General features: G+C 63.5%; 26 protein-coding genes, 1 tRNA gene and 1 rRNA gene. 20 read left to right on the top strand and 8 right to left on the bottom strand.

Annotation, left to right across the window (positions count from 1 at the left end; all coding sequences use genetic code 11):
* The first annotated feature begins 206 nt into the window (after positions 1 to 206).
* From rrf to A9513_RS00290, 4 genes are all read left to right on the top strand, one after another.
* Positions 207 to 322: ribosomal RNA gene (gene rrf, locus A9513_RS00305) — 5S ribosomal RNA — on the top strand.
* Positions 323 to 503: 181 nt separating this feature from the next.
* Positions 504 to 1,160: a paraquat-inducible protein A gene (locus A9513_RS00300; protein ID WP_024766605.1), complete on the top strand. Its 657-nt coding sequence runs from the start codon at positions 504 to 506 to the stop codon at positions 1,158 to 1,160.
* On the top strand, positions 1,147 to 1,767 hold the full coding sequence (locus A9513_RS00295) for a paraquat-inducible protein A (protein ID WP_024766606.1): 621 nt from the start codon (positions 1,147 to 1,149) through the stop codon (positions 1,765 to 1,767). Before A9513_RS00300 ends, A9513_RS00295 begins: the two co-directional genes overlap by 14 nt.
* On the top strand, positions 1,760 to 4,060 hold the full coding sequence (locus A9513_RS00290; protein WP_065327300.1) for a PqiB family protein: 2,301 nt from the start codon (positions 1,760 to 1,762) through the stop codon (positions 4,058 to 4,060). Before A9513_RS00295 ends, A9513_RS00290 begins: the two co-directional genes overlap by 8 nt.
* A 258-nt stretch (positions 4,061 to 4,318) precedes the next feature.
* Here the strand turns inward: A9513_RS00290 and mksF are convergent, their stop codons facing one another.
* The 3 genes from mksF to mksB are packed head-to-tail and all read right to left on the bottom strand — an operon-like array spanning position 4,319 to position 9,166.
* A complete protein-coding gene (gene mksF / locus A9513_RS00285; RefSeq protein WP_065327299.1) occupies positions 4,319 to 7,153 on the bottom strand; it encodes an Mks condensin complex protein MksF in 2,835 nt (944 codons plus the stop codon).
* Complete coding sequence (mksE, locus tag A9513_RS00280) at positions 7,150 to 7,899, bottom strand: Mks condensin complex protein MksE (RefSeq protein WP_024766609.1); 750 nt, start codon at positions 7,897 to 7,899, stop codon at positions 7,150 to 7,152. Before mksE ends, mksF begins: the two co-directional genes overlap by 4 nt.
* The gene (gene mksB / locus A9513_RS00275) at positions 7,889 to 9,166 is read right to left on the bottom strand and encodes an Mks condensin complex protein MksB (RefSeq protein ID WP_024766610.1); all 1,278 of its coding nucleotides are present in this window, start codon (positions 9,164 to 9,166) and stop codon (positions 7,889 to 7,891) included. The genes mksE and mksB overlap by 11 nt, the downstream gene beginning before the upstream one ends.
* Before the next feature lie 217 nt (positions 9,167 to 9,383).
* On the opposite strand from mksB, the gene A9513_RS00270 reads away from it, so the two are divergent.
* The 11 genes from A9513_RS00270 (at position 9,384) to A9513_RS00220 (ending at position 20,288) form a co-directional block, all read left to right on the top strand.
* Complete coding sequence (locus A9513_RS00270) at positions 9,384 to 9,989, top strand: hypothetical protein (RefSeq protein ID WP_037011960.1); 606 nt, start codon at positions 9,384 to 9,386, stop codon at positions 9,987 to 9,989.
* A 237-nt stretch (positions 9,990 to 10,226) separates the two neighbouring features.
* The gene (locus A9513_RS00265; protein ID WP_065327298.1) at positions 10,227 to 11,309 is read left to right on the top strand and encodes a hypothetical protein; all 1,083 of its coding nucleotides are present in this window, start codon (positions 10,227 to 10,229) and stop codon (positions 11,307 to 11,309) included.
* Positions 11,310 to 11,325: 16 nt separating this feature from the next.
* Complete coding sequence (locus tag A9513_RS00260; protein WP_024766612.1) at positions 11,326 to 12,894, top strand: hypothetical protein; 1,569 nt, start codon at positions 11,326 to 11,328, stop codon at positions 12,892 to 12,894.
* A gap of 18 nt (positions 12,895 to 12,912) precedes the next feature.
* Positions 12,913 to 13,419 (top strand): DUF6160 family protein, encoded by a 507-nt coding sequence (locus A9513_RS00255; protein WP_024766613.1) that lies wholly within the window; start codon positions 12,913 to 12,915, stop codon positions 13,417 to 13,419.
* Between the two features lie 115 nt (positions 13,420 to 13,534).
* A complete protein-coding gene (locus A9513_RS00250) occupies positions 13,535 to 14,371 on the top strand; it encodes a hypothetical protein (protein ID WP_024766614.1) in 837 nt (278 codons plus the stop codon).
* Positions 14,368 to 14,820, top strand: a complete 453-nt coding sequence (gene rimI / locus A9513_RS00245; protein ID WP_024766615.1) for a ribosomal protein S18-alanine N-acetyltransferase — start codon at positions 14,368 to 14,370, stop codon at positions 14,818 to 14,820. Before A9513_RS00250 ends, rimI begins: the two co-directional genes overlap by 4 nt.
* A gap of 376 nt (positions 14,821 to 15,196) precedes the next feature.
* Positions 15,197 to 16,585, top strand: coding sequence for a flavin monoamine oxidase family protein (locus A9513_RS00240; protein WP_065327297.1), 1,389 nt, complete (start codon positions 15,197 to 15,199; stop codon positions 16,583 to 16,585).
* Entirely contained in the window at positions 16,560 to 17,804 is a 1,245-nt protein-coding gene (locus A9513_RS00235) for a C69 family dipeptidase (protein WP_065327296.1), read from the top strand. The genes A9513_RS00240 and A9513_RS00235 overlap by 26 nt, the downstream gene beginning before the upstream one ends.
* Before the next feature lie 63 nt (positions 17,805 to 17,867).
* Positions 17,868 to 18,512: a carbonate dehydratase gene (gene can, locus A9513_RS00230; protein WP_024766618.1), complete on the top strand. Its 645-nt coding sequence runs from the start codon at positions 17,868 to 17,870 to the stop codon at positions 18,510 to 18,512.
* Entirely contained in the window at positions 18,509 to 19,510 is a 1,002-nt protein-coding gene (locus A9513_RS00225; RefSeq protein ID WP_065327295.1) for an isocitrate/isopropylmalate dehydrogenase family protein, read from the top strand. Before can ends, A9513_RS00225 begins: the two co-directional genes overlap by 4 nt.
* Before the next feature lie 85 nt (positions 19,511 to 19,595).
* On the top strand, positions 19,596 to 20,288 hold the full coding sequence (locus tag A9513_RS00220) for an SOS response-associated peptidase (protein WP_065327294.1): 693 nt from the start codon (positions 19,596 to 19,598) through the stop codon (positions 20,286 to 20,288).
* A gap of 70 nt (positions 20,289 to 20,358) precedes the next feature.
* Here the strand turns inward: A9513_RS00220 and A9513_RS00215 are convergent.
* The 4 genes from A9513_RS00215 to A9513_RS00200 form a co-directional block, all read right to left on the bottom strand.
* Positions 20,359 to 20,435, bottom strand: a tRNA-Met gene (locus A9513_RS00215).
* A gap of 328 nt (positions 20,436 to 20,763) precedes the next feature.
* Positions 20,764 to 21,987: a type II toxin-antitoxin system HipA family toxin gene (locus tag A9513_RS00210; protein WP_065327293.1), complete on the bottom strand. Its 1,224-nt coding sequence runs from the start codon at positions 21,985 to 21,987 to the stop codon at positions 20,764 to 20,766.
* Positions 21,984 to 22,295: a helix-turn-helix domain-containing protein gene (locus A9513_RS00205; protein WP_017936956.1), complete on the bottom strand. Its 312-nt coding sequence runs from the start codon at positions 22,293 to 22,295 to the stop codon at positions 21,984 to 21,986. Before A9513_RS00205 ends, A9513_RS00210 begins: the two co-directional genes overlap by 4 nt.
* A gap of 144 nt (positions 22,296 to 22,439) precedes the next feature.
* A complete protein-coding gene (locus tag A9513_RS00200) occupies positions 22,440 to 22,679 on the bottom strand; it encodes a helix-turn-helix domain-containing protein (RefSeq protein ID WP_011806687.1) in 240 nt (79 codons plus the stop codon).
* Between the two features lie 144 nt (positions 22,680 to 22,823).
* Between A9513_RS00200 and A9513_RS00195 the strand changes: the two genes are divergently transcribed.
* Genes A9513_RS00195 through A9513_RS00175 form a run of 5 tightly spaced genes read left to right on the top strand, consistent with a single transcriptional unit; the run spans position 22,824 to position 25,296 of the window.
* Complete coding sequence (locus A9513_RS00195) at positions 22,824 to 23,480, top strand: hypothetical protein (RefSeq protein WP_065327292.1); 657 nt, start codon at positions 22,824 to 22,826, stop codon at positions 23,478 to 23,480.
* 17 nt (positions 23,481 to 23,497) lie between these two features.
* Positions 23,498 to 24,142 carry a hypothetical protein gene (locus A9513_RS00190; RefSeq protein ID WP_065327291.1) on the top strand — a complete coding sequence of 215 codons (645 nt, stop codon included), beginning with the start codon at positions 23,498 to 23,500 and terminating at the stop codon, positions 24,140 to 24,142.
* Positions 24,139 to 24,555 carry a hypothetical protein gene (locus tag A9513_RS00185; RefSeq protein WP_065327290.1) on the top strand — a complete coding sequence of 139 codons (417 nt, stop codon included), beginning with the start codon at positions 24,139 to 24,141 and terminating at the stop codon, positions 24,553 to 24,555. Before A9513_RS00190 ends, A9513_RS00185 begins: the two co-directional genes overlap by 4 nt.
* Positions 24,552 to 25,028, top strand: a complete 477-nt coding sequence (locus A9513_RS00180; protein ID WP_065327289.1) for a putative molybdenum carrier protein — start codon at positions 24,552 to 24,554, stop codon at positions 25,026 to 25,028. The genes A9513_RS00185 and A9513_RS00180 overlap by 4 nt, the downstream gene beginning before the upstream one ends.
* Complete coding sequence (locus A9513_RS00175) at positions 25,015 to 25,296, top strand: hypothetical protein (protein ID WP_065327288.1); 282 nt, start codon at positions 25,015 to 25,017, stop codon at positions 25,294 to 25,296. The genes A9513_RS00180 and A9513_RS00175 overlap by 14 nt, the downstream gene beginning before the upstream one ends.
* Here the strand turns inward: A9513_RS00175 and A9513_RS00170 are convergent.
* Complete coding sequence (locus A9513_RS00170; protein ID WP_065327287.1) at positions 25,277 to 26,851, bottom strand: AAA family ATPase; 1,575 nt, start codon at positions 26,849 to 26,851, stop codon at positions 25,277 to 25,279. The two genes, A9513_RS00175 and A9513_RS00170, sit on opposite strands and share 20 nt — an antisense overlap.
* Positions 26,852 to 26,864: the final 13 nt, after the last annotated feature.

Genomic DNA, 26,864 nt, shown 5'->3' with positions numbered 1-26,864 from the left:
TGATAGGTCGGGTGTGTAAGCGCTGTGAGGCGTTGAGCTAACCGATACTAATTGCCCGTGAGGCTTGACCATATAACACCCAAACAATTTGTGTGTTGTACGGTGAAGACGTAACGAACCGAAAGTTCGTGTGAACCGCAAATACCTGTCACATACCCGAATCTGGATGAGCGTGTGCAACTGCCACGAGCGTCCGTAAAGAATTGCTTGACGACCATAGAGCGTTGGAACCACCTGATCCCATCCCGAACTCAGTAGTGAAACGACGCATCGCCGATGGTAGTGTGGAGTTTCTCCATGTGAGAGTAGGTCATCGTCAAGCTCCTATCCCAAGACCCCTGGTCAGCTGAAGCTGGCCGGGGGTTTTGCTTTGCGCGCGGGAAAGTCTGGTTCGCCTGGGTTGGCACGGCCGCTCGGTTTCCAGAGTTTTCGAGATAATTTCCGGGCACCGAATCGGAGGTTGTGTCGTCTACAATAGCGACAAATTTTCCCTGAGTGCCTACATGCCCGAAGTCGAAGGACATGCCTTGCAGGATCTGCCTCTGGAGGAGCTGACGGCTTGCCACGAGTGCGACCTGCTGATGCGCCGCGAGCCTGTTCCGTCAGGGCATCGCTCCGTTTGCCCGCGCTGCGGCTATGAGCTGGAGATCCATCGTCCCCATATGATCCGGCGTGCGCTGGCCCTGGTGCTGACGGCACTGTTGCTCTATATCCCGGCGAATTTCCTGCCGATCATGCACATCACCATTCTTGGCCAGACCAGCATGGACACGGTATGGAGCGGCGTAATCGGTCTGTACGAGTCCGATATGAAGGGCGTCGCGGTCCTGGTCTTCCTGTGCAGCATGGTGATCCCTCTGGCCAAGTTGCTGTGCCAGCTGTTTGTCCTGCTGACCATACGTTTCAAGGTCTGGCGCGACCAGGGGATGTTGTTGCTCCGCGGTTACCAGCACCTGCGCGAGTGGGGCATGCTGGAGGTTTACCTGATGGGGATCATCGTTGCCATCGTCAAGCTGATCGACATGGCCGAGTTGCATGTCAGTGTCGGCCTGGCTTGCTTCATCGGGCTGCTGTTCACCCAGGTGTGGCTCGAAGTGACCATGTCCCATCATCAGGTCTGGGGTGAACTGTCCGGGGAGTTCGATGATGCGAGCCATTGATGCCGATATTCTGGTTTGTGGCGAATGCCATCAGCTCAATCGCCGTGAAGTGGATGACGAGACCCATTGCAGCCGCTGCGGTGCGCTGGTGCATGAGCGACGCCCGAACAGCCTGACCCGTACCTGGGCCTTGCTGATCACCGCCGCGGTGCTCTACATCCCGGCCAACCTGCTGCCGATCATGACGGTCAACTTCCTCGGCAACGGTATGCCCGCCACCATCATGGAAGGCGTGGTGGAGCTGATCAATGCGGACATGCTGCCGGTCGCGGCGGTGGTGTTCATCGCCAGCATCCTGGTGCCGACGTTCAAGCTGGTGGGCATTGCGCTGCTGCTCTACTCGGTGCAGCGACACCAGCCGATGTCCGCCAAGCAACGCATCATCATGTATCGCTTCATTGAGTGGATCGGCCGTTGGTCGATGCTCGACATCTTCGTCATCGCGATCCTGGTGACGTTGGTGAACTTCGGCAATCTGGCGAGCATCGAGGCGAACCTCGGTGCAGCCGCCTTTGCCTGCGTGGTGGTGCTCACCATGCTGGCGGCAGTGACTTTCGATCCCCGGCTGATCTGGGATAACACGGACGCGGAAAACGACGATGAGTGATCTCCCCAAACCCAAGATGCGCAAGACCACCAACTGGTCGGCAATCTGGATCCTGCCATTGATCGCGCTGGCGATCGGTGCCTGGCTGGCCTGGCGTGCATACGACCAGGCGGGGATCGTGATCAACATCCAGTTCGAGAGCGGCGAGGGGATCCAGGCCAACAAGACCGAGGTGATCTTCAAGGGGATCGGCGTCGGCAAGGTGGTCGACCTTCACGTCAACCAGCCCACCCTTGGCGTCACGGCAACCGTGGAGATGCGCAAGGAGGCTGCCGAGTACCTCAGCAAGGGAACGCGTTTCTGGTTGGTCAAGCCGCGCGTCTCGATAGCCGGCGTCACCGGGCTGGAGACCCTGGTATCGGGCAACTACATCGCCATCGACCCGGTGAAGGGCGAACAGCAGAAGGACTTCACCGCGCTGAAAGAGCCGCCGCCGCTGTCCGACTCCCTGCCGGGCCTGCACCTGACCTTGAAGGCCGAGCGCCTCGGTTCGCTGGAGCAGGGGAGCCCGATCTACTACCGGCAGATCCAGGTTGGCCAGGTGAAGAGCTACCGCCTGGCGGAGGACCAGAAGACCATCGAGGTGAAGGTCCACATCGAGCCGGCCTATGCCAACCTGGTGCGCAAGCACACACGTTTCTGGAACGCCAGCGGCATCACCCTGTCCGGCAGCCTCAGCGGCCTGAAGCTGCGTACCGAGTCGCTGGCGAGCATCGCGGCCGGCGGTATCGCCTTCTCGACGCCTGACAATTACCCGGACAGCCCGCCCACCGACCCGACCAAACCGTTCCGCCTGTATGAGGACTTCGACGCGGCTCAGGCCGGCCTCAGCGTCAAGGTGAAGGTCAGCGACGTCAGCGGCCTGACCCCGGGCAGTACGCCGGTGATGTACAACGGCGTGCAGGTCGGCACGGTGAAGAGCATCGACATGGACAAGGATTTCAATGGCGCCACCGCCACCTTGTCCATGGACCCGCGCACCGAGGACTTCCTCAACAGCAAGACCGAGTTCTGGATGGTCAAGCCGAGCATTTCGCTGGCGGGCATCACCGGGCTGGAGGCGCTGGTGAAGGGCAACTACCTGAGTGTGCGATTCGCCAGTGGCGGCGATCCGACCCGTGACTTCGTCATCCGCCCGAAGGCGCCCCCGTTGAATCTCGACTCGCCGGGCCTGCACCTGGTACTGACCACGGATCAACTGGGTTCGCTGGAGGTCGGTACACCGATCCTCTACCGCCAGATGAAAGTGGGCAGCGTGCAGAGTTACCAGCTCTCCCGCCGTGACCCCTCGCGGCTGATCATCGGTGTCCATATCGAGCCGGAGTACGCCAAGCTGGTGAACACCTCGTCGCGCTTCTGGAACATCAGCGGTGTCACCATCAGTGGCGGTCTGGACGGGATCAAGCTGAAGAGCGAGTCGCTGCAGACGCTGATCGCTGGCGGCATCGCCTTCGATACCCCCGACCCGAAGGCTGCGCCGGTGACCAAGGTGCGCCGCTTTGCGCTGTACGACAGCGAGGACGATGCGCACCTCAAGGGCCAGATCATCGACCTGCGCGCCGATACCGCGGATGGTCTGAAGGAAGGTACCGTCCTGCGTTACAAGGGCCTGGAGGTCGGTCGCGTCGAGCAGGTCGATCTGAGCAAGGATCTGCAGTCTGTGCAACTGAAGGCGCGCCTCACCCGGGGAGCGGATCGCATCGCTCGGCAAGGCACACGCTTCTGGGTAGTGGGCCCGCAGGTCGGCCTTTCCGGCGTATCCAACCTGAGCACGATCGTCAGTGGCCAGTACATCGAAGTGTTGCCGGCGGCCAAGTCCGGCCAGGCGCAGACCAGCTTCAGCCTGCTGGGCGGCGAACCCAACCGCCTGCTGGATGCTGATGGCCTGCGCCTGACCCTGAGTGCGTCTCGACGGGGTTCGCTCAAGGCCGGGGTTCCGGTGACCTACCGCGAGGTGCAGGTCGGCAAGGTTACTTCGTTCGAGCTGGGCGAGACGGCGGACCGCGTGCTGGTCCACATTCTCATCGAGCCACGTTATGCGGCGCTGGTGCGGACGGGCAGCCGCTTCTGGAATACCAGTGGCGTCGGTGTCGACGCAGGTTTGTTCAAGGGAGTGAAGCTGCGTACGGAGTCGATGGAAACCATCCTCTCCGGCGGCGTGGCCTTCGCGACACCGAACAACGACGAAATGGGTTCGCCGGCCAAACCCGGGCAGACCTTTGCGTTGTTCGACGAGTACGACGAGAAGTGGCTGGACTGGGCGCCGAAGATTCCGCTGGGGAAGGCGAACTGAGTTTCAGATGTACAGGAAAAGGGCCGCATCAGCGGCCCTTTTCATTCTACGCGTGCGGTGGATGCACGAGCAGCATTTGTAGGGTGGCTTGGTGCGCACCGGTACCCATCAGCATCGTCGCTGGAGGCATGGGTATCGGATAGGCTTCGGCGTTATGCGGTTCGCGAGCGAGCTCGCTCCTACAAGTGCAGGGCCACGCAGAGTCGGAAAGGAAAAAGCCCCGCATGGCGGGGCTTTTTCGTTAACGCTGCGAGAGCATCACGCCGGTTCGGCGCTGGCTTCCACGTCGTTGTGCGCAGCCTTTTCTGTGTCGCGCCGGCGGATGTATTTCCAGTCCGCCTCGTCGATGTAGATACCGTTGGGACCGCTGCCGCCCTCCAGGTCGATGGCCACCTGCGCCGACACCTGCGGCTTCACGCTCGCCAGGATCGGCACGAAGCCCAGTTGCAGGCTGGTCTCCAGCAGCGCCGACTGGTTGCGTTCGTCGATGTCCGCCGCCTCGTCGAGGTAGTAGGGCAGGCGCACGCGGCCGGCCTGCTCGCGGTCCATCAGGTGCAGCAACAGGTACATGTTGGTCAGCGCCTTGATGGTCATGGTGGTGCCGTTGGACGCGGCGCCGTCGATATCGGTGTGCATGATCGGCTGGCCGCCCAGCTTGGTGATCTCGAACGCCAGCTCGAACAGGTCCTTCAGGCCCAGTTGGTTGTTGTTCGCCGCCACCAGGCGCGACAGGTAGTCCTTGGCTTCCTCGTTCTTCGCATCCTGCTCGGCGCTCTGGGTCAGGTCGAAGACGGAGAGGTTCTCGCCCTCTTCGTACTGGCCGGCGCTGTGGATGATCTGGTCGATGTGCTTGAGCGCGTCCTTGTTGGGCGCCAGCACGATGCGGAAGCTTTGCAGGTTGGATACCTGGCGCTTGTTGATCTCGCGGTTGAACAGCGCCAGTTGGTGTTCCAGGTTGTCGTAGTCGCTGCGGATATTGCGCAGGGTACGGGCGATGTCAGTGACGGCTGCACGGCGCGCCTTGGCCAGGGTCATGGCTTCGTCGGTGCGGTGTGCGTAAGCGTTGATCAGCAGTTGCAGGCGACGCTCCGGATCATCCTCGCTGTCGAACTTGGCCACGCCCTTGAGGCGCACCTGGGCGTACAGCGCCTCGATCTGACCGTCCACGCGCTGCAGCGATTGCCAGGTGTCCTGATAGTCGTTGAGCAGCGGCAGCAGGTTGTCCATGGAGTCGTCGACCGGGTCCATGAACGGGATGCCGAAGGGCAGGTTGGCCGGCAGCAGCTGGCGACGGCGCAGGGCGTCGTCGAGGGTGCGTTGCTTGGCTTCCATGTCGGCCAGTTGGCGGCCGATCAGCTGCAGCTTGGCGGAGAGCTGCTGGACGCGTTCGGTGAAGGCGTCGGCGGAGCGCTTGAGCTCGTCCTGGGTGGCTTCCAGCTGGGCGAGCTGCTCCAGCTTGGCCGGCTCTTCGGCGTTGAGCGTCTGGCTGCGACGGAAGTCTTCCAGCGCCTTCTGCGCATCGAGCACGTCCTGATAGAACTTGTCCGCTTGCGCTTTGCTGGCGTTGCGGTTGGCGGCCACGGCCTGCTGGGTCTTGAGCTGCTTGAGCTCCTTCTCCAGGCGCTCCTTCTGGTCGCGCAGCGCGGCGCGGTCGGCCAGGGCCTGCAGGGCCGGCGGCTCGATGGTTGAAATGTCGATGGAGAGGCCGGGCACTTCGAAGCGCTCGCCCTTGAAGGCATCGAGGATCTTCTCGACGCTGCCGACCCACTGGCCGGCTTCGTCGAGGTCTACGCCTTTTTCGCCCAGCGGCAGGCTGAACAGCGCGCCGTTGAACAGACGCATCAGACGCTCCACGTCCTGCTGGGAGAATTCCTCGCGCAGGCGGGCATAGCTGTTGTTGTCGGCGTGCTCGAGTTGCTGGCGAACGCCCTTCAGGCGTTTTTCCAGATCGCGCATGCGTTCTTCCAGGTCTTCGCTGGAGAACTGCCGGGAGTGCGCCAGGGCGCCGGCCAGTTCGTCGTGGGCGTCCTTGGCGGCGAGCAGTTGCTGCTCCAGGACCTTGACGTCATCGACCAGCGCGAAGCGGTTCTTCAGCACGGCGAGTTCGCCCATCCAGCGCTGGATCTCGCTGATCTCGCGCTCCAGGCGCATCAGCTCGGCGGTGCTGCCGCGCTGCTCGTTCTGCAGGCCGTCCTGCTCGCGCTTGTAGTGCTCGGCCTGGATGACCAGCTCTTCCTTGCGCGCGCCGGAATAGTCTTCCCAGGTGCCCAGCAGGTTATCCAGCAGCGGCGAGAGGCGGTGCATCTTGCCGCGCAGCAGTTCGCGCTGCTGCACGCCGTTGGCCAGGGCCTCGACCAGCGGGCCGGCGGCGACCAGGGCCTGGTAGTCACCTTCCATGCGGCGTACGTCGCGGAAGGCTTCCTCGCAGGCGGCGATGTAGTCGACGCTGCCCGAACGCAGGCTGTGCTCGAAGGCATCGAGGAACAGCTGCTTGAGCTTGGCCGCGGTGATCTCGCGCATGTGCAGCAGGTTGATGAACAGCGAGCGGAAGGTCTTCAGGCTCTGTTCGCTGGTGGAGCGCAGCGGGATCAGGGTCAGGTCCAGCGGGATCGAGGTGTGGCCGCCGACCAGCAGGCGACGCAGCTCGTCGGGCTTCAGCTCATAGGACTTGATGCCCTCGCGCTCAAGGTTGGCATACAGCTCGCGCAGGCGCAGGCAGGTGCCGTTCTTCTGGTAGTGCTCCAGGTCCAGCTCGCCCTGGTAGGCGAAGAACTGGTGGCCGAAGCCGCCGCCTGGACCGCGGCCGCCGACGCCGATCACATGGCGGCCGTTGGGCAGGTCCAACTCGATGAGGATGTAGCTGGTGTCGGTGGCGAAGTAGAACTTGCGCGAGGCTTCCAGGCTGTACTTGCCGAAGCTCATGTCGGACATGCGCGCGAGGATCGGGAACTGCAGCGCGTTGATCGACGCCGACTTGCCGAGGTTGTTCGCGCCGTACACCGACAGTGGCTGTTCCAGCGGGAAGATGCCGAGGCTGTAGCCGGCGGTGTTGAGCAGGGCGAAGCGGCGGATGCCGTAGCGTTCCTGGGTCATGCCTGGGCCTCCTGTTCTTCGGCGATGGCGCGGGCGAGGGCGTCTTCTTCGCTCTCTTCTTCCGCGACGGCAGCGGGTTCGTCGATCACCACGATGGCGTCCTCACTGTCTTCCAGCGGTTCGTCGGCGTAGGACTCGAGGATCACCACCGGCTCGTCGTCTTCTTCCATCAGCGCGGGCGCGGTGAACTGCATTTCGCTGGCGTGCAGGTTGCTGGCCAGGTCGCGGTCCTGCTGGACCGACAGGCAGACGTCGAGGAAGCGGTGGATGGGCGGCAGGAAGCGGTACACGCCGTTGTCCTCGGCGGCGAAGCCAAGCTGGGTGAGGCGACGCATGACCTTCTCTTCCAGTTCTTCCTGGGTGGTCACCTCGGCCTGCAGGAACAGGTCGCGGTACTTCTCCAGCAGCGGCGGCAGTTCGTCGCGGCCGATGCTGCCGCCGTCGAGCACGGCCAGCGGGTCGCGGCCCTGGTCGGCGAGGTGTTCGACCAGGATGAAGGTGAACAGTGCCAGGCGCTGGGCGGTCTTGTTCACCTGGGCGCCGGTCTGCTCGGGGACGAAGTAGTAGAAGCCGCGGGTATCGCAGACCAGCTCGTAGCCCAGGCTGCGGAACAGCGCGCGGTAGGCGTCCTGCTGGTTGGACAGCTGGCTGTACAGCTCCGGATCACGGCGGCTGATGTGGAAGCCCTTGAACAGCTCGCGGAAGATCGGCGCGAGCTGGGTCATTTCGGTGAGATTAATCTGCATGCGATTCGCTCTTGCTGTCCTTGCCAGCGGTCGGGCCGGCGATCAGGGCGAAGGAGCACAGGCTGACGCTGTGCTGGAGAGTGTCGTATTGGGCCCGCTCAAGGCGGTCGCGCTGGAAGCGGGCATCGCGCGACAGGCGCGAGAACCAGTAGAGCAGTTCGTCGGTGGCGCCTTCGGGTTCCTGCTCCAGCAGCCATTGCATCAGGTCCGGCAGGGGCAGCGCGGCCTGGCAGCGGTCGAGCATTTCCCGCGCGGTGCGTGGCGAACGCTGCGGGCCGTCGCTCTTGCGATTGCCGCTGGCCTTGGGGAAGTGCGCCGGCTTAGGCTGGAAGTTGGCGAGGGCGAAGACGTAGCTCTCGACCTGCGAGGCGGTGCCCAGGAAGTTGCTCTGTGGCCGGGTGAACATCGGCATCGCCGCCTGCGGCACTGCGTCGATGCCCTTGCGCCGGATGACTGACAGCGCCAGGGCTGCACCGCGGGTGATCGCGTTGTGCCGGCGCGCTTCCTCGCGCAGCGGCAGCAGCAGTTCGCGGGCGCGGCGCAGGGTGAGTTGGGCAGTGGTCTGCATCTCCAGGATACGCGCGTGGGTGCGCAGCAACTGGTCGTCGTCCACCAGTTGGCCCAGGCGTGCCTGTTCGCTGAGCAGGCGTAGCAGCACCTGTTCCACGCGGTGCACGCCCTGTTCGAAGGCGCCATCGGCGGAGACCAGCTGGATCATCGGTTCGACGTATTCGTCCCAGGTTGCCAGGACTTCGGCATAGCGCTGGCGCAGCGGAATCTGCCGGTCCTGGGTCTTGGCCCGATCGGCCACGGCGACCAGCGCCTGCTCGTCGTTGGCGAGCTTCTTCAGCACGTCGCGCACGCGCATGTCGAGCAGGCGCAGTTGCCGGGCAAGGTCGTTGCCGTCGCGTGCCTCGAAAGCCTCGCGAATGTAGCCGGCGAGGCGCTCGAGGTGGCGCAGGTAGGCTTCGATCTCCAGGCACAGGCCCAGGCGGTGCTCCTGGCGCAGGTAGGCGAGGAAGTCGTGGATCTGCGCGTTCAGCTCGAAGCGGTTGGGGCTCTTGGCCACCGGGACGAGGATGTCCAGGCGGACCCACTGGTCGAGCAGGGCGGTGATGTCCACCGGGGTACTGTCGGGCAACTGGCTGGTGAGCTGGATACGCAGCTCCACCAGGCTCAGAGTGCCGGCGTCGAAGCGCTCGCACAGCGGTTCGAGCAGCACCCAGTGTTCGGCGAGGGCGCGGAGTACGCGTCGTGGGTCGATCATCGGCTTGGTTGGGCCCGGAATGAACAAAGGGAGCGATTGTACTGCAAAGGTCCCCCCCTGGCCGACAGGGTGACGAAACGCGTCAGTTTGCGACCGCGACAGCGCCCAAGGTGTGCGCTGGTTCACGGAAAATCAGGGCTAACTCACTGAATTTTCTGGCAAGTTTTTTGCCATAGCCTGTTATCAGAGCCGGGATATCGAAAGGCTGATCGCTGCCATGACCTACGACGCCGCACTTGCCAAAGCCCGCTGGGCCGAACTGGAACGCCAGAACGACCTGGACTGGGACCTGGATGCGATCACCGATCGCAACGAAGCCATCGCATTCCTGCAGCGCTTCGAAAATCGCTTGTGCATCTATTCGTCGTACGTCGAGAAGCTCTACAGCAACTACAGCTTCGTGATCCCGGAGAGCCAGGAGGGCGGCATCACCATCCTCCCGGACGAGCAGGCCTGGTTCGATACCTTCCACGACATTCCGGCCGAGGCGGTGGAGCCCACCGGCATCCATATCCTGCCCGGCGAGACGATGGGTTACAGCGGCCTGTACCTGAAGATTCCGGGCGAGCACCGGCTGGTGGCCTCGCGGGAGTTGCCGTTCCAGGATGGCCTGAAGCTGCTGATCAACCGTTACCGCATGCGCGGGGACATCTTCCTGCCGGTGCTGGTGAAGGGTGACCTGCGCGAGTATGAGGCGCGCATGCCCTCGCTGCATCTGCACCGCTTGAACACCGCCAAGCTGCAGGCCCAGTCGCGGCTGAACCTGGATGCCATCAAGGGCGCCATCGCCGAGCATCTGATCGGTCTGTTCCGCCATCACTGAGCTTTCGGGCGCCCGAAGCTGTCACCCGGGTGTGACGATGGGTAACAACCTGGCCCGGACTTTCCTTTCCTCGTCTATCGTTCGAGGTGATTTACTCGACTATGGGTCGGCCCGCCGTGGCGGGTGAATTCCTATAGTGGCATCACGGCGCCGAGTCTCGACCTGTTTTCCGGCTCGCCTCGCCCGATGAATAACAACTAGGCGCTCACTCGACGTGCGCCAGGAAAGGAGAGTGCCATGCATCAGTCCTCCGGTCCGCTCATGCGTGCCCTTGCCTTGCTCTGCGGCGGCCTGCTGGCCTTTTCCGCTCAGGCGCGCATGCAGTCGATGGACGATGATGAGCTGTCCGCCATCTCCGGCCAGGGCGCGATGCTCACCGTCGACGCTTCCACCTACCAGAACTACCAGTACACCCGGCTCAACTTCGGCGCCGACATCAGCCTGCTGACCAACATCGATCAGTTGAGCCTGGGCAACTACAGCCGCACCGGCTCGACCACCGTCTCCGGCCAGCCGGCGGATATCCTGATCAACAACTTCGCCCTGGGCAGGGTCGACAACGCCAACTCTCCCGACGCCAAGGTGGTGCCGTTCCAGATCCAGGATCCGTACGTCGAGTTCGCCTTCCAGACCAACAACGGTGTGCGCCAACTGGTGGGCGCGCGCGTCGGTTTCGGCAAGGCGCAAGGCGATCTGTCCGGCGACATCCTGTCCCTTACCGGCAACCTGCAGGGGCAGATCTATGGGCCGGCGTCCATCGCCTACGACTACTACACCCGCAACGGCTGCCCGAATCTGATCAACTGCCTGGCGCTGGCCGTGGCCGGGGATACGCCGGTGTACGCCGACGTGGTGCTGCTCAAGGCCGGCACGGGCGAGGCCACCATCAACGGCCAACCGATCAACCGCGCCACGCAGATCGGGATCGCCAAGGGCGACTCGCTGCATTCGGACGCTGGCGGCCTGATCGCCGCGCTGATCCCGACCCTGTCGACCACCAACAATTGCCAGGCGCTGGGCCTGACTACCTGCTTCGACCTGACCAACTACAAGACGATCTATATCGGCAAGCCGGGCTCCACCGACATCAATACTGGCGCCCAGGGCATCTTCTTCTCCCTGCAGAACCAGAACGTGCCTTGGCAGGACCTGGCCAATGCCGGCAACTTCGTCAATACCCAGTCCGGCGCCTTCGCCAACTTCCCCAAAGTGGGCTCCGGCGCGGATTCGGTCTATCCGATCCTGATCAACCTCTACGATGCGTTGCGCGGCCTGCCCCGGCAGTCCACCTGCATGGGCGCGCAAGCGTCAGGTTGCTGAGATGAGGAGTGCTGAGATGAGCTGGCGCGCCGCGTTGTTCGCCTGCCTCGCCGGCTGCCTGGTCAGCCTCCCGGCGTTGGGCATGAAGGCCCTGGATGATGAGCAACTGGAAGAAGTCAGTGGCGCCGGCCTGGGCTTCTTCATCGACGGCTTCAGCTACGACCAGGCGACCGCCACCTCGAAGATAACCGGCGTCAAGAACAGCGCCAACCAGGACGTCCAGGTCGATATCACCGGCGCCTACATCAAGGGCGCCGGCAGCCAGCGCGGCACGCTGGACACCAAGGCCTACCTGGGCACGCCCATGCACCCCTTCACCCTCGGGCCGATCAAGTACAAGGCCGGGCTGAACATCCCGGCCAACCAGGAAGCGCTGCAACTGATGACGCCGACCTGGACCGACCCGATCAACGACACCCACAAGTTCGGCCTGTGGTCGTACTACCAGGGCTGCCTGTATGGCGACGCCGGTTGCACCAACCCGGCCCAGGCGACCAACAAAGTCAATGCCGAGCTGAGCGCGCTGAAGACCCAGCGCGACACGCTGCTCACCACGTATTCGAACAACATGGTAACGCTCAAGAGCGGCATCGACGCCGACATGGTGGTGGTCAACCAGCGGGAGACCCAGGTCGATGCGGCCCAGGCGGTGCAGAAGACCAACTACAACACCATGAACACTCGTTACACCTCGGCGCCTGCCCAGGTCTGCGGGCTCTGGTGCGTGGACCGCCCGGCGCTGGGGACGAAGTACGACTGCGGCATCCTCGCCGCCTGCAACAACAACACCGCGGTGAAGAACTACAACGCCTCGGTGGACACCTACAACACCAGCACCAGCGACCTCACGGCTGCCCAGCAGAACCTCAGCGCCGCCTGGAACGTCAGCCGCAACGGCGTAACCCTGAGCCAGCGCGCCAGCGACTACGACAAGTTCGTCCAGCTCTGCGGCGCCCAAGGCGGCAGCGCCACCACCTGCGTCAGCGGCACCATTACGCGCACCGAGAAGAACGTCTCCACGGTGCAACTGGTGGCCGGCGCCATGCAGAGCTCCTCCGGCACCCGCATCCAGGGACTGGATATCGGCATTGCCACCAAGTTCACCCTGCCCAGTACGGCCTACAACAGCAACGGATCGGCTGGCGCAACCACCTCGCGTACGGACTTCTTCTCCATCGCCCTGGAGAACTTCACTCTCAACGGCTCCTACCTCAACCTGTGGGGAGACGCCGCCGGGCTCAAGGCCTCCATGAGCCTGCAGATGTATGCTGACAAACTGATCATCGCCGGCTGCGAGAACTGCGCCGACAGCAACAAGGTGGTGGCCAAGAATGTCTACTTCGACCTCAACCTGGGCGACGCCAATTACCAGCCGGCAACGCTCTCCGTGGCCAGCAACGGTGACCTGGTGCTCAGTGCGCCGGGCGTTACCTGGGCCAACCACGAGGCCTTCTACCAGAACGTTCAGAAGAGCAATATCAGCATCGGAAACCTGAACATCAGCGGCACCGATGTCGGTTCCCAGGCCATTCGCGGCCTGCGTATCGACTACTTGAATGTCCGCACCGTGAACCTGCCGCGCTAGCGCAAGAGGAGACTCGCCGTGAACAGCGCACGACTTCCGCTTCTGGCAACGCTGCTGCTGGCCGCCACCACAGCCCACAGCGAGATGCGCGGCCTGGACGACAGCGAAATGGCCGATGTCAGCGGCCAGGACGGCGTCAGCCTGAGTGTCAACTTCAATCTTGCCGCCAACACCGCCGATACCCGCTGCACCGGTGGCTGCGGTGCGCGCCTGGCGATCCAGCCGCTCAACAGCACCGGCTATATCGTGCTGGACAACATCAAGGGCACCTTCAGTTTCGACGGCATGTCCATCGACATGGTGACCATCAACAATGGCTTCAACGGTGACGGCGCGCTGTTCAACCGCCAGGCCATGAAGATCGGCCTGACCAACGCCAGCGCCACCAACCTGCAGTTCACCCTGGGCGGCGCCAACCAGGGCAAGGTTTCCGGCAGTGGCCTGCAGCAGACCAACCTGCTCACCTACCAGGCTACCGGCGCGGTCAAGCTCACCGGCAACGTCTACGTCTTCGGCACTCCGTAAGCGAAACGCACGGGCTCTCCGCCCGCCGGCCTTTCCCCCCAGCGCGTTTCACGCGACAATCCCGCCTCGTCGTGTCGGCCTGCTCGCGCAGGCACCACCCACAGGTAAACGCCCCTTGATTGAAGAAGCCCGTCGCCGCGCCTACCTTGGCGCCATGCAGGTCGCCAGTTGGCTGCCGCGCGTGGTGCTGCCGTTCGCCGCTCCGTCGCGCCCGGAGTTGCTGGAAACGCCTGCGCCCGTCGTAGCCGAGCCGATTGCTCCTGCGTCCGTTGCGGTGGCTCGCGAGGCCGTCGCCCCGGTTGCCGCCCCCGCGCCTGCTGCACCGGCAATGCCTGCAGAACCCGGCTCGATCGCTGCGCGCCTGCTGCCCAAGGTCGGCGCTGCGGCCAAGCCGGCTGGCGCGGTCAAGGCCGAAGATCCGGCCGAGGCGGAAGCCGAACCGGCTGTCCGCGCGCCGATCGCGCCGCCGCCACGCTTCGCCCTGCAACTGCTGCGTGCCGGCGAATGCACCGTGCTGGTCGAACTGCCCACCGGCGAGCCGCTGGCCAGCCGCGACCCGGCCTACCTGCTGCTCAAGGACCTGCTGCGCGCCGCCGGCCTGCCGGACAGCCCGCAACTGATGGGCGAGCCGGTACGCTGGCCGCTGTTCTCACGCGGCAATATGGACCAGGGCCCGCAAGCCGCCCGCGAGTTCGTCCAGGGTTTCGTCGCCGCGCGGCTGGAGGAGGGCGCCCCGTGTTCCTGCCTGTGGCTGGTCGGCATGCCCGCCGTGCGCTTCGCCGGCGAGGGCGATGAAGAGTCCTTGCTGCGCGAGCTGCAGGTCGAAGGCCTGGGCGTAGCCTGGGCACTGCCGGGCCTGGAGCGCCTGGCCGAAGAACCCACTTTGAAAGCCGACCTCTGGCGCGCCATGCGCCGAGTGCGGCAACGCTGGATGAGTCAGGCACCTGCATGAGCGACGCTGTTTCTTTCCGCCCGATGACCGAGGCGGACCTCGATGCCGTACTCAAGATCGAATACGCCGCCTTCAGCCACCCCTGGACGCGCGGCACCTTCGCCGATGGGCTGAAAAGCTATGAATGCTGGGTGATGTTCGAAGGTTCCCAGCAGGTCGGCCACGGCGTGATCCAGCTGATCCTCGATGAAGCGCACCTGCTCAACATCACCGTCAAGCCGGAGAGCCAGGGCCGCGGCCTGGGGCTGGCGCTGCTGGAGCACCTGATGAAGCGCGCCCACGAGCGGGGCGGAGTGGAATGCTTTCTCGAAGTCCGCGCCTCCAATGGCCCTGCCTATCGCCTTTACGAGCGCTACGGCTTCAATGAAATCGGTCGTCGCCGCGATTACTACCCGGCAGTCGGCGGCCGTGAAGACGCGCTGGTGATGGCCTGCACGCTGGTCGACTGAGCGCCCACCACGCGGGCTTCTTTGCACTGACCAGGACGCAGGATGGGGGGCGCGAAGCGACACTTATCAATCGGTGCGCCTGTGGCATGGGTATCGCTCTGCGCCACCCATCCTACGAGAACTTCCCTGACTCCCCGCGACCCCGCACGCCGGAATCCAGGAGTGCCTGGGAGCGGACTCTGTCCGCGATCATCTCCCCGCCGCACTGTTCGTTCCGACCCGTCCAGATCACTTCCATTCCGGGATAGCCCAAGCTAGAGCCCTCGACATTTCATCCCCCGCAAAGCCTGGAAATTTCCCACGATTCGGGTTTCTCCGAGGGCGATTCCTGGCTTACGCTTAAGCCCAATAACAACAAGAACATAGGGTCGCAGACATGAATCGCAGCGATGTGATCGTGGTGGGCGCCGGTATTTCGGGGCTGACCGCAGCCTGGCGTCTGGCGCAAGCCGGGCAACGGGTCAAAGTGATCGAAGCGAACAAGCGCGTCGGTGGGCGCACCCTCAACCATCGCTTCGCCAGCGGCGAGGTGGTCGAGGTGGGCGGCCAGTGGGTCGGCCCTACCCAGGAACGCATCCTTTCCCTGCTGGCCGAACTCGGCCTGTCGACCTATCCGCAATGGAACCAGGGCGACAACCTCACTCTCTTCGGGAATCGCCTGCGGCCCTATCGCGGCGCTATTCCGAAGCTTCCTCCCCATGTTCTGCTCGATGTCCTTCAGGCTCATGTACGCCTGGACCGCATGGCACGGGAAATCCCCCTGAGCGACCCCAGCCTGCACCCCAAGGCCGAGCTCTGGGACAGCCTCACCTTCGCCGAATGGCTGCGGCGCAACGTGCGCACGGCCACCGGGCGCAAGGTCTTCGAGCTGATGAGCGGCGCCGTGCTTGCCGCCAGCCCCCATGACCTCTCGTTCCTCCATGTGCTGTTCTACATCCACAGCGGCACCAACCTGGATACCCTGCTGGGCGTCGAGGGCGGCGCCCAACAGGACCGCATCCACGGAGGCTCCCAGCGGATCAGCGAAACACTCGCCGAGCGTATCGCAGACGTCATCACCGGCGAGCCGGTGCGCACCGTGCGGCAGAACGGCAGCAGCGTCGAGCTGATCACCGACCGCGGTACGCACCAGGCCGCCCGTGTCATCTTCGCCGTGCCGCCCACCCAACTGCTGCGGATCACCCAGGAGCCGCTGCTGCCCAGCTGGCGCGACCAGTTGCTGCAACGCCTGCCGCAGGGCTCGGTGATCAAGTGCATGGCGCTCTATGACACCCCGTTCTGGCGCGACAAGGGCCTCTCCGGCCAGGCCACTAGCGAGATCGGCCCGGTCCGCCTGACCTTCGACAATAGCGTCCCCGACTCCGGACGCGGCGTGCTGCTGGGCTTTATCGAAGGCGACGAAGCGCGCCAGTGGAACGCCCGGCTTGCTGACGAGCGCCGCGGCCAGGTGCTGGAGTGCTTCGCCCGCTACTTCGGCGAGCAGGCGCTCCAGCCGAAGGATTACGTGGACAAATCCTGGGCCGAGGAACCCTTCGCCCGGGGCTGTTATGCCGCCCTGTTCCCGCCGGGACTGTGGAGCAGCGGCGCGGCGCGCCTGCGCGAACCCTACGGGCGTTTGCACTTCGCCGGCACAGAAACGGCGACGCGCTGGATGGGATATCTCGACGGAGCCGTAGAGGCCGGGGAGCGTGCGGCGCGGGAAGTGCTGGGCGCGCGGGAAGATCACGGGGAGGAAGACTATGTGCGACACCTTGGTATTGCGTAGCGGCGGGGCCACCTGGTTCGCCAAGAACAGCGACCGCGAGCCTGCCGAAACGCAACGCCTGGTCCGCCTGCCTGCTGTGAGCGGCGACAGCGCGGCCAAGGTGCGCACCACCTATCTGGATATCCCCCAGACCTCCCATCGCCATGGCGTCATCCTCAGCCAGCCGGCCTGGCTGTGGGGCGCCGAGATGGGCGTCAACGACAAGGGCGTGGCCATCGGCAACGAAGCCGTGTTCACCAGACTGACTCAGCGCGACGGCGAAGCCCTGCTCGGCATGGACCTGCTGCGCCTTGGGCTGGAGCGCGGCAGCAGCGCCCGCGAGGCGTTGTCGGTGATCACCGGACTGCTGGAGCGCCATGGGCAGGGAGGCCCTGCCGGCTATCGTAACAAGCGCATGCGCTACGACAACAGCTACCTGATCGCCGACCGCGACGAAGCCTGGGTGCTGGAAACCGCCGGGCGCCTGTGGGCGGCGAAGAAGGTCGAGCGCTGGGCGATCTCCAATGCCCTGAGCCTCGGCCACGAGTACGATCTCGCCAGCCCTGACCTGGAAACCCAGGCGCGCCGCTTCGGCTGCTGGAATGGCCGCGGCGATTTCCACTTCGCCCGCGCCTTTGATGGCCGCGTGCTGCCCTGGGTTGCCGGTGCCCACCAGCGCCGCCAGCTCAACGAAGACTTTCTCGCCCACTGCCCGGCGAAGGTCGACTGGCTGGCGCTGGTCGTCGCTCTGCGCAGCCACGGTCACCGCGGGCATCGCTTCGACCTGCACGACAACCGGCAGATCTGCCTGCACGCCGGCAGCTTCTGGCGCCCCTCGCAGACCACCGCCAGCCTCATCGCCCGGCTCGACGGTGAATCTCCGCGCCTGGCCGCCACCGGCACCTCTGCACCCTGCCTGTCCATGTTCCAGCCGCTGGGTTTCGAAGAGCGCGCCGGGGAAGGTCTGCTCAGTCTCGAAACCGACGCCGTGGAGGACTCGCTGTGGTGGCGCTTCGAGACTGTGCACCAGCGCGCCCTGGCCGATCCCGGTTTCGCCGATGCCTTGCGCGCCGGCCACGGCTGGCTGGAAACCGAGTTGCTCAGTGCCCTGGATCGGCGCACGCTGGACTGGCCGCGCCTCGCCGCCGAAGGTCAGGCCTGGCATGACGCCTGGTACCAGCTGGCGCTGCAGCAGGCGCCGCGTCCACCGCGCTGGTGGCGGCTCAACGCCGTGCACTGATGCCGCTTGTCAGTCACGCCCGCGCTGCGTAAGGTGCCGCCAGCCAATGATGAGGAGCCGGACATGAGCGATCTGCAGGAACTGTTCGACAACAACGCCCGCTGGGCCGAAGCCATCAAGGAGGAGGACCCCGAGTTCTTCGCCAAACTGGCCCGCCAGCAGACTCCCGAATACCTGTGGATCGGCTGCTCCGATGCACGCGTGCCGTCGAACCAGATCGTCGGCCTGCTGCCGGGCGACCTGTTCGTCCATCGCAACGTCGCCAACGTCGTGCTGCACACCGACCTCAACTGCCTGTCGGTCATCCAGTTCGCCGTCGACGTGCTCAAGGTCAAGCACATCCTGGTCACCGGTCACTATGGTTGCGGCGGCGTGCGCGCCGCGCTGCAGCACACCCAGCTCGGCCTGATCGACGGCTGGCTGCGCACCATCCGCGACCTCGCCTACGAATACCGCGACCACCTCGGCCAGTTCGAGAAGGAAGAAGAGCGCGTCGACCGTCTCTGCGAGCTCAACGTCATCCAGCAGGTGGCCAACGTCAGCCACACCAGCATCGTCCAGAACGCCTGGCACCGTGGCCAGAAGCTCTCCGTGCACGGCTGCATCTACGGGATCAAGGACGGCATCTGGAAGGACCTCAACGTCACCGTCAGCGGCCTCGACCAACTGCCGCCGCAATACCGCCTGCGCCCGCTCGGCCAGTCTTGAGCCGACGTCTTTGCGTCATCCCCGGTGACGGCATCGGCCGCGAGGTCGTGCCCGTCGCCATGGAAGTCCTGCACCGCCTGCTGCCCGATCTGCAGATAGAAGAGGCCGAAGCCGGCTGGGACTGCTTCCAGCGCCACGGCACTTCGGTGCCCGACACTACCTATGACCGCCTGCGCGCCTGCGGCGCCGGATTGTTCGGCGCCGTTTCCTCGCCCAGCCACAAGGTCGAAGGCTACCGCAGCGCCATCCTCAGCCTGCGCCAGACGCTGGCGCTGAACCTCAACCTGCGCCCCGTACGCTCGCGCCCAGTCGTCTCGCCGCGCGCAGGCATCGACTTGCTGGTCCTGCGGGAGAACAGCGAAGGCCTCTACAGCGGCCGTGAGCACTGGGAGGCGGAAGGCGTCGCCATCGCCGAACGAGTCATCAGCCGCACCGCCTGCGAACGCCTCGCCGCTGGCGCCGCGGAGCTTGCTCGCCTGCGCCACGCACGGCGCATCACCCTCGTGCACAAGGCCAACGTCCTGCCGCTCACCTGCGGCCTATTCCGCGATGCCTGCCGCGACCGGTTGGCCGAAGATGGCTGGAGCGACCTACTCGACGAACGCCTGGTCGATGTAGCCGCCCTGCAACTGGTCGAACGCCCGGAGTCTTTCGACCTCATCGTCACCACCAACCTCTTCGGCGACATCCTCTCCGACCTCGCCAGCCACTGGGGCGGCGGCCTGGGCCTTGCACCTTCGCTCAATCTTGGCGCCGGCATCGCCCTGGCCGAACCCGTCCACGGCAGCGCCCCGGACATCACCGGCACTGGCCGCGCCAACCCGCTCGCGGCCATCCTCAGTGTCGGCATGTTGCTGCGACATTACTGGCAGTTACCGGAACTGGCTGATCGCATCGATGACGCGGTGGATGCATTCCTGCGGGAGGAGGGGAGGGTGGACTTCGGGATCGAAACGACGCGGGTGATTGGGCAGGGTGTGTTGGAGCGGTTGGGCTGATTGAGCGATCTTGCCGGTCGCGGTGACCCTCGCTGACTATCGGCCCGAACTACGCTGAAAGCACCACTCTCCTGAGGTGCGCAGCATGTGCGGACGCTACGTCAGTCCTGAAGAGGCCGCCATCGAGCGCTACTGGCACATCGGTGCGCGCACACCGCCGCGCTGGTTGGAGGCCTGCTACAACGTCGCCCCGACCATGACCGTCCCCATCCTGCGCCACAACGAAAGCGGCCAACTCGAACTGCTGCCTGCCCGCTGGGGCCTGATCCCCAACTGGTGGAAGGACTCTACTCCACCACGCTTCTCCTTCAACGCCCGCAGCGAAGAAGCTGCAGGCAAACGCCTCTGGCGGCACGCCCTGCGCAGCACTCGCTGCCTGATGCCCGCGTTGGGCTGGTATGAGTGGAACGAGAAGGAAAATCTGCGCAACCCGGCGGGCCGGCAAGTCCACCAGCCTTACTTCATCCACAGCGACACCGACCCCATCATCGCCATCGCGGGCCTCTGGTCCCTGTGGATGAGCCCCAATGGCGAACCGGTCCTCTCCTGCGCCCTACTCACCAAATCCGCTGCGCCGAGCATCGAAAACATCCACCATCGCATGCCTGTGGTGCTGGCGCCGGAAAGCTTCGAGGAATGGCTGTCTACTGCCACCCGTATCGAGGCGGTGGACGACCTGATTCGTCACGCGCGGGAGGACTTTGCGGGACGCCGGGTTTCGTTGCGGGTAAATGACACGCGGAATGATGGGGATGGCTTGCTGGCCGAAGCTGAGTAGTCGGGGAAAGAATGACTTTTCGCAGACAAAGAAAAAGGGGTTTAGCTTTCGCTAAACCCCTTCTTTTATATGGTGGCTACACCGGGACTTGAACCTGGGACATCAGCATTATGAATGCTGCGCTCTAACCGACTGAGCTATGTAGCCGAGTGGCGCGCATTTTCCGCAGATCGAGAGGGGGTGTCAACCCCTTTTCTTGAATATTGTTCTGTTCTATCAATCGTTTAGCCGGTCGTGCGGGATTTTCGCGATGAGCGGCAGGGCGGGGCAGCCATAAGAAAAAGCCCCGGCTTATGGCCGGGGCTTTTTCGTGTTTGGCTGGCGCTTAGACGTTGAACAGCGATTGTGGCTGCAACTCATTGAATGAACAGTTCACCATGCTGCTCCATTAAAAAAACATACTCATTTTTGTACTCAAGAAACTCAGCATTGAGTATGTTCAACCGTGATCTGGCGCCGTTGCGGCGGCTCGGATTCAGCTTTCCAGACGCCAGCGACAGGCATCAATGGTGGATTTTATCTGTTGCGCCAACATCTGCCTAATCGGAGCACGCTCAAATCGCTCACCCAATGAGCTTGCCTGCAGCAACATCCGTTCGATGACCTCTTCCGCCCATTTCCTTGGGACGCCACCTTCCTCCGCCAGACGCAATAAATGCCGGCGTTCGATGGCAGCACCTTCGCCGCAAACGTCCAGGTGATGCTGGCCCATCGGGCCTTCGCTGAAGGTCAGGTCGAATGCCGGAGCCAGACGCCAGCGCCGGTCAGGCCCGAGACGCCACGCGAAATTCTTGGGATGGTCGTCACGGTTGTGGAAAAGCACATTGAAGACGGCTCGTGCGTAGGCTTTCTCCACTTCGCGCTCGTCGCGCGTCAGAAAACGGGTAGCCCGCAGGAAGGCGGTATAGTCGGTGGCACCGGGCAGGCGAAAATCCACTTGCAACAATCCAGCCAGACTGTGCACCGGGACGCGTTGCCCTCCCTCCCGGTCGAAGCGCGCGACGCCGAAGGCGGCCAGTTCGGGGCCAAGGTCGAACCAACGACTTTCGGGCACATCCAGTCCGCAATCCCGAGCCAACTCGGCATAGAGCTGCTCGATGACGCAGACCTCCTTGTGTTCGTTCTGCGCCGGGAACTTGACCAGCCAGGGGCTGCCGGGCGCATCCAGACGGGTGCTGACCTGCCCGGTCATTGCGTCGTACTGCACCAAGGCCTTGGGCCTGGCCCCTTGCGGTGAGCCGCCGGTGAGCGCGAGCTCGCGCAGGGCTGCCCCCGCCTCACCCGCGAGCGCGAGACGGCTTTGCTCGGCCAGCGCCAGCAAGGACCAGTCGGGCTCGTGGGCGCCGGCGTCGCTTGCCGGAACGAAGCGCAACGCGCCCATCGCGCGCTCACCAATGAAGGCCAGGCGGTCCAGTGGCCCGGGATGGCGCAAGCCGTGTTGACGGAACAGGCGATCCATCAGCAGCAAACCCCAGCCGTCAGGCAGACTGTCGGCTATTAGGCCCGGAAGGCGATGCAAATGGGTCGGAAAACCACCGTAGGCATCCGCACGCAGCTTGAGGTGCAAGGGCGACAGTTCCAAGCCCTGAGACAGAGCTTCGGGAGAATATTCGAAGAGCAGGGATTGACCGTCATCGGCCAGGCGTCCCAACGGCCAGTCTTCTCCCCAGCCGCAATAATGCACGGTAAGCAGCTTCATGATGTTCTCTTACGCGGCGCACGCTGGCGGCGGCTGACAAGGTCCACCTGCTCCATCTGGGCGATGGATTGCCGTTTGAGCACGAAGAGATCGTCCAGCGCCTCCAGCAAGCCAAGTGCCTGCGCGACACGGACCAGCGTTTCCAGCGAGCACTGACCGTCGCTTTCGAGTTTGCGCAACGCCCCCAAGGACAGTCCGGCCATTTGCGCCAGTTCACGCTGCGTAAGCGATTGGGCAAGCCGCTGCTCGCGCAGACGAACACCCAGCGCGTGCAGGATCTCAGCGGGAGTCGAGAGATGAAAAGTCACTTTTATGACCCTTAACGCGTAAAAAATTGCGTAAGTACCATTTTAGTGGACTTTACTTATTCTTGAAAGCAGATGGCTGCGATAGCTGCCGCGAGCGACTAGGCAGTGACCATCGTAACGTTACGATACCGTAGCGCTACGATGTTACGGTGCAGGCTCCTGTCCAGCCGCCGGCGCCTCCAGCAGTACTGAAGGCTCCACCCCCAGCGCCTCGGCCAGCTTGAAGATGTTGAGCAATGCGATGTTGCGCTGACCACGCTCAACACCCCCCAGATAGCTGCGTGCCAAGCCACTTTCCAGTGCTAGGCGTTCTTGCGACCACCCTCTGGTCTTTCTGATTTCTATCAGCTTCAGGCCGAAGCGTAGTCGGGGATCAAGGGCCATATTTCTCTCTTCTTTAAAGAGAAATGACTCTATGAGTACCCCCTCTATAGGGCTACGCCCGATAAGTACCCGCACTATAAGTGACAATTGAATGCAGTCCCCATAAAATGGCCTCTATGAGTAACAAAATGGGGGAAATGACGTATGGCAAGCGTCTGGAAGACTGCGGGGATGGGAGCGGCGGCGGCGCTGGCAGTTCCGGCGGCTGGGCTTTCAGGTCTTGCTGCCGCTGGTTTTACGCTGATTCTTGTACTGGCGATGGTCGGCGTGGGGCCTGCGCGCCTGTCACAGACATCGCTGTGGGGGCTGTTGACCAGTGAGCTGATGCTCTATCTGCTGATTTCGCTGGCGATCTTCATGCTGTCCTTCCGCTTTCTGGCGCGCTTGCAGGCCCGCTGTCAGGCACTTGTAGCCAAGCTCAACGCTCAGCAGGGGCTGTCATTCGATGCTGGACATCTCTTGGGCTACCCCGCGCCGGCCTTTCTAGTGTTTGACCGGCAGCATCGCAAACTGGCTGTCTGCTCAATCGTGGATGAAGCCTGGCGTATCCACGACTTCTCCTGGCTGCTTGGGTGGCGGATGACCTGGCGCGAGGTAGAGAGCATGGAGATGAACGGCGGTAGCCGTCAGGTCAACGCCAGCGGCATGAGCGTGCCGACCTTCGAGCGCACGGTGCGCGCCAAGGACTTCGCCATCGAGCTGCAAACCGCCGACCCGCAACGACCGCTGCTCAGTTTCCCCATGAGCCGTCGGGCGGCGGAAACCTGGTGTGCCCGGCTCAATGCCATCTTCAACGGATAAGCTCGCGAGGAACTGCGATGAAACACTACCGGAGCTTGCTGCTTCTGCCTTTTGTATTGACGGGCTGCGCCACAACCGACATGCAGGGGGCGTTGGATTCCCTGAACGGACTGGGACAATCCATTGGAACCAGTCTGGCGCAAGCGGCTACGCCCGCAAGCGCGGCAACCCGCAACAGCTTGCTGGGCACTCCACTGCATAACGCCTTGCGCCACAATCTTTCTACCGACGGTCGCGCCCCGGAGTGGCCCAAGGTGGTGATCAGCAATCTGCAAATTCCGGCTGATCAGATGACGCTGACCCGCAGCCTCACGCTCAAAGCCAGTGATTGCATTCGCTTTGACGCAGTGCTCTGGCACGACGCCAAGCGCTCAGAGCGCTTCAGCAATCTGTCGCTTTGCGCGCCGGAGCTGCCGAAACAGTCGAACAACTTCGTGTTGACCTGGAAGAGCTTTTCCATCTCCGGCAAAACCAGCGGCCAGGTTCGCGGTGACGGGCCAATCCCCCCGTACAGTAAGCTGCCAAGCGACCCGGCGATGGAGCGCTGGCTGATGAATCAGTTCGGCCTTTACTATGTCGGTTCGCTGCTGACCCTGGTCGGCTATGACCCCAACTTCACGGTCGATGATCGCCGCTTCTGGATCAGGAATATCAAGGGATGAACGCACTGCTACTGGCCGCCATGCCGGTGGTGCTGATGGATGGCAATACGACAGACATCGACCGCTGGTTGCGGATCGAGCCGGCCATTGTCGCCGCCGTGGAATGCCGCCAAGCCTTGCCGATGCGCGTGCTGGAGGGCATTGCGCCCAATGCTCCCGGCAGTTGGGCGCTGACGCCGGCACGCAGCTTCACAGTGTTCGGGTTGCCGGTGACGCGTATCGAGCTGTTCATCGACCCGGATGGTGAATTGGGTGCGAGCTATACCGCAGTGATCGAAAAGCGCAGCTTGGAACAGGTGCGCAAGCAACTGAAGCTTGCCAGCCAGCGCGGGCGCATCGGCCAGCTCTCGGCAGATCAGCACAGCGCAGAGGTTCAAGTGACTTGCACGGTCGCCGCAACGGAGCAAGGGTGAGCATTCAGCGCATCCTCTCCGGCGGCCAGACCGGCGTAGACCGGGCGGCGCTGGATTTCGCCATTGCCCGGCAGATTCCGCACGGCGGCTGGTGCCCGGCAGGCCGACGGGCCGCTGATGGCGTACTGGATGCTCGCTACCAGTTGCTGGAGACCGAATCCATCGGCTATCGCCAGCGCACCAAACGCAATGTGCTGGATGCGGATGCCACACTGATCCTTTACCGGGACAGGCTCGAAGGTGGCAGCTTGCTCACTCGCGATCTGGCGACGGGACACGGCAAGCCGCTGCTACTGTGCGATTTGCATGCCCCTACAGAAGAGCTGTTGGTGGCATGGCAAGACTGGTTGGTTAGCCATCCCATCGCTATTCTCAACATTGCTGGCCCGAGTGAAGCACGCAACCCCGGTATTTACCTGCAGGCGAGCGCGCTACTGGAGCTTTTCTGGAGTACGGAACATGAACCGATCTGATGCCCGTTGCGCGACACCTTATATTTACTCGGGTGAGTTGCAGATCCGTCCCGAAGTGGATGCCGCGCTGGCTGCGCTGAAAGACAAACCCTACACCGCCATCCCCAGCTGGAAAAACGACGGAACCTGGGAGCTGTGGACGGTGGAAGGCGACGGCGAAACCCAGCCCTGCATTATCAGCGGCCCATCGACAACCTATGCCAGTGAGGCCGATGCGCTGGCTGCCGGTGCGGCCTGGATCGCCAACCTCAATTCCATCCCTCGCTGACAAAGCCAACGCAACGGCGGCTGATCTCGACCAGCGGCCTGATGTCTTGCACCTGGACGACTCCTCGGTCATCACGAGCCGCTGCGCCCAAGGCCCGCTGCAGAACCAGACGCACACTGCGCGGCGGCAAGGCTTGTAGACGGGACAGGACATCATCATCCAGTCGCTCGGCAAAGGCAGTGCCCCAGCTCGCCTCGTCGCGCAGACGGTTGTAAATTGACTGCGCAATGCTTCTGACCTGCTCCGGCCTGGGCGGTTGAATGTGCAACACCGTCAGCCGTGAGCGCAGCGGCCCCGGAATGGCATCCAGCTCATTCGCGGTAGCCATCCAATTCACATGACTGGCGTCGATGGCAAAGTCGCGGATCGACAGGTCGATGAAATCCCGCGCACTGCGCGGTTCCAGCAAGGTATAGAGCGCCGCCAGCGGATCGTATTGCGGTCGCCCGTTGCTGGCCTTATCCAGCTCATCGAGCACCACCACCGGGTTGGCCAGTGGCTGGTAAGCCAGCAGCTCAAAGAGCTGGCCTGGCTCGGAATTGCTCCAGAACGATTCGGAACCTGCGAGCGGCGAACTTGATTGCGTACTTGCCATGTCGAAGACCCGGAACGGCAACACGAGCTGATCGGCCAACCAGCGTGCCGCCTCGGTTTTGCCGATGCCCGCCGGGCCGACCAGCAACACGGCAGGCCAGGACGCGCGGCCATCGCCCAGGCTGGAGAGGGCAAAGTGATCATGTAGCAGCTCGGCCAGTTCATGGAAGTTTGGAAAAGCCAGCGAGAACTCATCCAGCAGGGCTTTCCAGTTCGGGGGCAGAAGGCCCAGTTGGCGGCTACCATGGCCCGCCCGCTTGATCCGCTCCGCCATCGCCTGCGCGCGCTTGAACTTGTCATCGCCTTTCGGTCGGTGGCGATCCACGAACGCCTCCAGCCCGGCTTCATCGACAAAGACGATGCTCGGCAAGGTCGCTGATTTAGCGGTTTCTGTCGGCTGCTCCTGAACCTGCTCCGGTTTGGCTTCACTCGGGACGGGCTCATCCTCAACCGCCATGGTGGCGCGTACATCTTCGGTCGTCACCTTACCCAGATCGTGCACCACCTGCTGTACTCCCTGTTCGACGATGAGCAGGCGGCTGCGTCGCACCTCTTCGGCAAACAATCCTTGGATGCCGTCGTGTTGCGGACAGCGTTGCGGACGGATGCCGTCCCCGACAACCTGTACACCGCAAACGGCACATTTTTGCAGCGAAAGGTGCTTGGTCTGGGCAATCAGATCGAACACTGCTGCTGCACGTTCGCTGTGGCGTCGTGGCGGCTGGTAATGAATGACCAGGCGATCCCGGTTGCAGCTCACGGACAGCGAACCCTTGCGTGCGAGCACAGCGGGTGGCAGCAGGTATTCCACCTGGGCAAACAGATGTGCCACCACGGCCAGATGCCCTGGCGCGGGTTCGACGATCTGCCGGGCAAGCCAGGGATGCTGCGCCTTGAGTGCAGCAATGGCTGCTTCGTATTCCCGCAGGCGCAACGGACGGGCTTGCTTTGGCTTACGCATGATGGCCTCCCAA

The organism is Pseudomonas sp. AU12215 (assembly GCF_001675465.2).
Classification (GTDB): Bacteria; Pseudomonadota; Gammaproteobacteria; order Pseudomonadales; family Pseudomonadaceae; genus Pseudomonas; species Pseudomonas nitroreducens.
Note: the sequence above shows the minus strand (reverse complement) of the source record. Positions and strands in the feature narration are given on the sequence as shown.

Coding starts and splice junctions, on each gene's coding strand:
- A9513_RS00220 (WP_065327294.1), top strand. CDS start 19,596: ATGTGCGGACGCTACGTCAGTCCTGAAGAGGCCGCCATCGAGCGCTAC.
- A9513_RS00265 (WP_065327298.1), top strand. CDS start 10,227: ATGCATCAGTCCTCCGGTCCGCTCATGCGTGCCCTTGCCTTGCTCTGC.
- A9513_RS00190 (WP_065327291.1), top strand. CDS start 23,498: ATGAAACACTACCGGAGCTTGCTGCTTCTGCCTTTTGTATTGACGGGC.
- A9513_RS00175 (WP_065327288.1), top strand. CDS start 25,015: ATGAACCGATCTGATGCCCGTTGCGCGACACCTTATATTTACTCGGGT.
- A9513_RS00260 (WP_024766612.1), top strand. CDS start 11,326: ATGAGCTGGCGCGCCGCGTTGTTCGCCTGCCTCGCCGGCTGCCTGGTC.
- A9513_RS00270 (WP_037011960.1), top strand. CDS start 9,384: ATGACCTACGACGCCGCACTTGCCAAAGCCCGCTGGGCCGAACTGGAA.
- can (WP_024766618.1), top strand. CDS start 17,868: ATGAGCGATCTGCAGGAACTGTTCGACAACAACGCCCGCTGGGCCGAA.
- A9513_RS00300 (WP_024766605.1), top strand. CDS start 504: ATGCCCGAAGTCGAAGGACATGCCTTGCAGGATCTGCCTCTGGAGGAG.
- A9513_RS00235 (WP_065327296.1), top strand. CDS start 16,560: ATGTGCGACACCTTGGTATTGCGTAGCGGCGGGGCCACCTGGTTCGCC.
- A9513_RS00240 (WP_065327297.1), top strand. CDS start 15,197: ATGAATCGCAGCGATGTGATCGTGGTGGGCGCCGGTATTTCGGGGCTG.
- mksE (WP_024766609.1), bottom strand. CDS start 7,899: ATGCAGATTAATCTCACCGAAATGACCCAGCTCGCGCCGATCTTCCGC.
- A9513_RS00210 (WP_065327293.1), bottom strand. CDS start 21,987: ATGAAGCTGCTTACCGTGCATTATTGCGGCTGGGGAGAAGACTGGCCG.
- A9513_RS00170 (WP_065327287.1), bottom strand. CDS start 26,851: ATGCGTAAGCCAAAGCAAGCCCGTCCGTTGCGCCTGCGGGAATACGAA.
- A9513_RS00295 (WP_024766606.1), top strand. CDS start 1,147: ATGCGAGCCATTGATGCCGATATTCTGGTTTGTGGCGAATGCCATCAG.
- mksB (WP_024766610.1), bottom strand. CDS start 9,166: ATGATCGACCCACGACGCGTACTCCGCGCCCTCGCCGAACACTGGGTG.
- A9513_RS00185 (WP_065327290.1), top strand. CDS start 24,139: ATGAACGCACTGCTACTGGCCGCCATGCCGGTGGTGCTGATGGATGGC.
- A9513_RS00290 (WP_065327300.1), top strand. CDS start 1,760: ATGAGTGATCTCCCCAAACCCAAGATGCGCAAGACCACCAACTGGTCG.
- A9513_RS00200 (WP_011806687.1), bottom strand. CDS start 22,679: ATGGCCCTTGATCCCCGACTACGCTTCGGCCTGAAGCTGATAGAAATC.
- mksF (WP_065327299.1), bottom strand. CDS start 7,153: ATGACCCAGGAACGCTACGGCATCCGCCGCTTCGCCCTGCTCAACACC.
- A9513_RS00195 (WP_065327292.1), top strand. CDS start 22,824: ATGGCAAGCGTCTGGAAGACTGCGGGGATGGGAGCGGCGGCGGCGCTG.
- rimI (WP_024766615.1), top strand. CDS start 14,368: ATGAGCGACGCTGTTTCTTTCCGCCCGATGACCGAGGCGGACCTCGAT.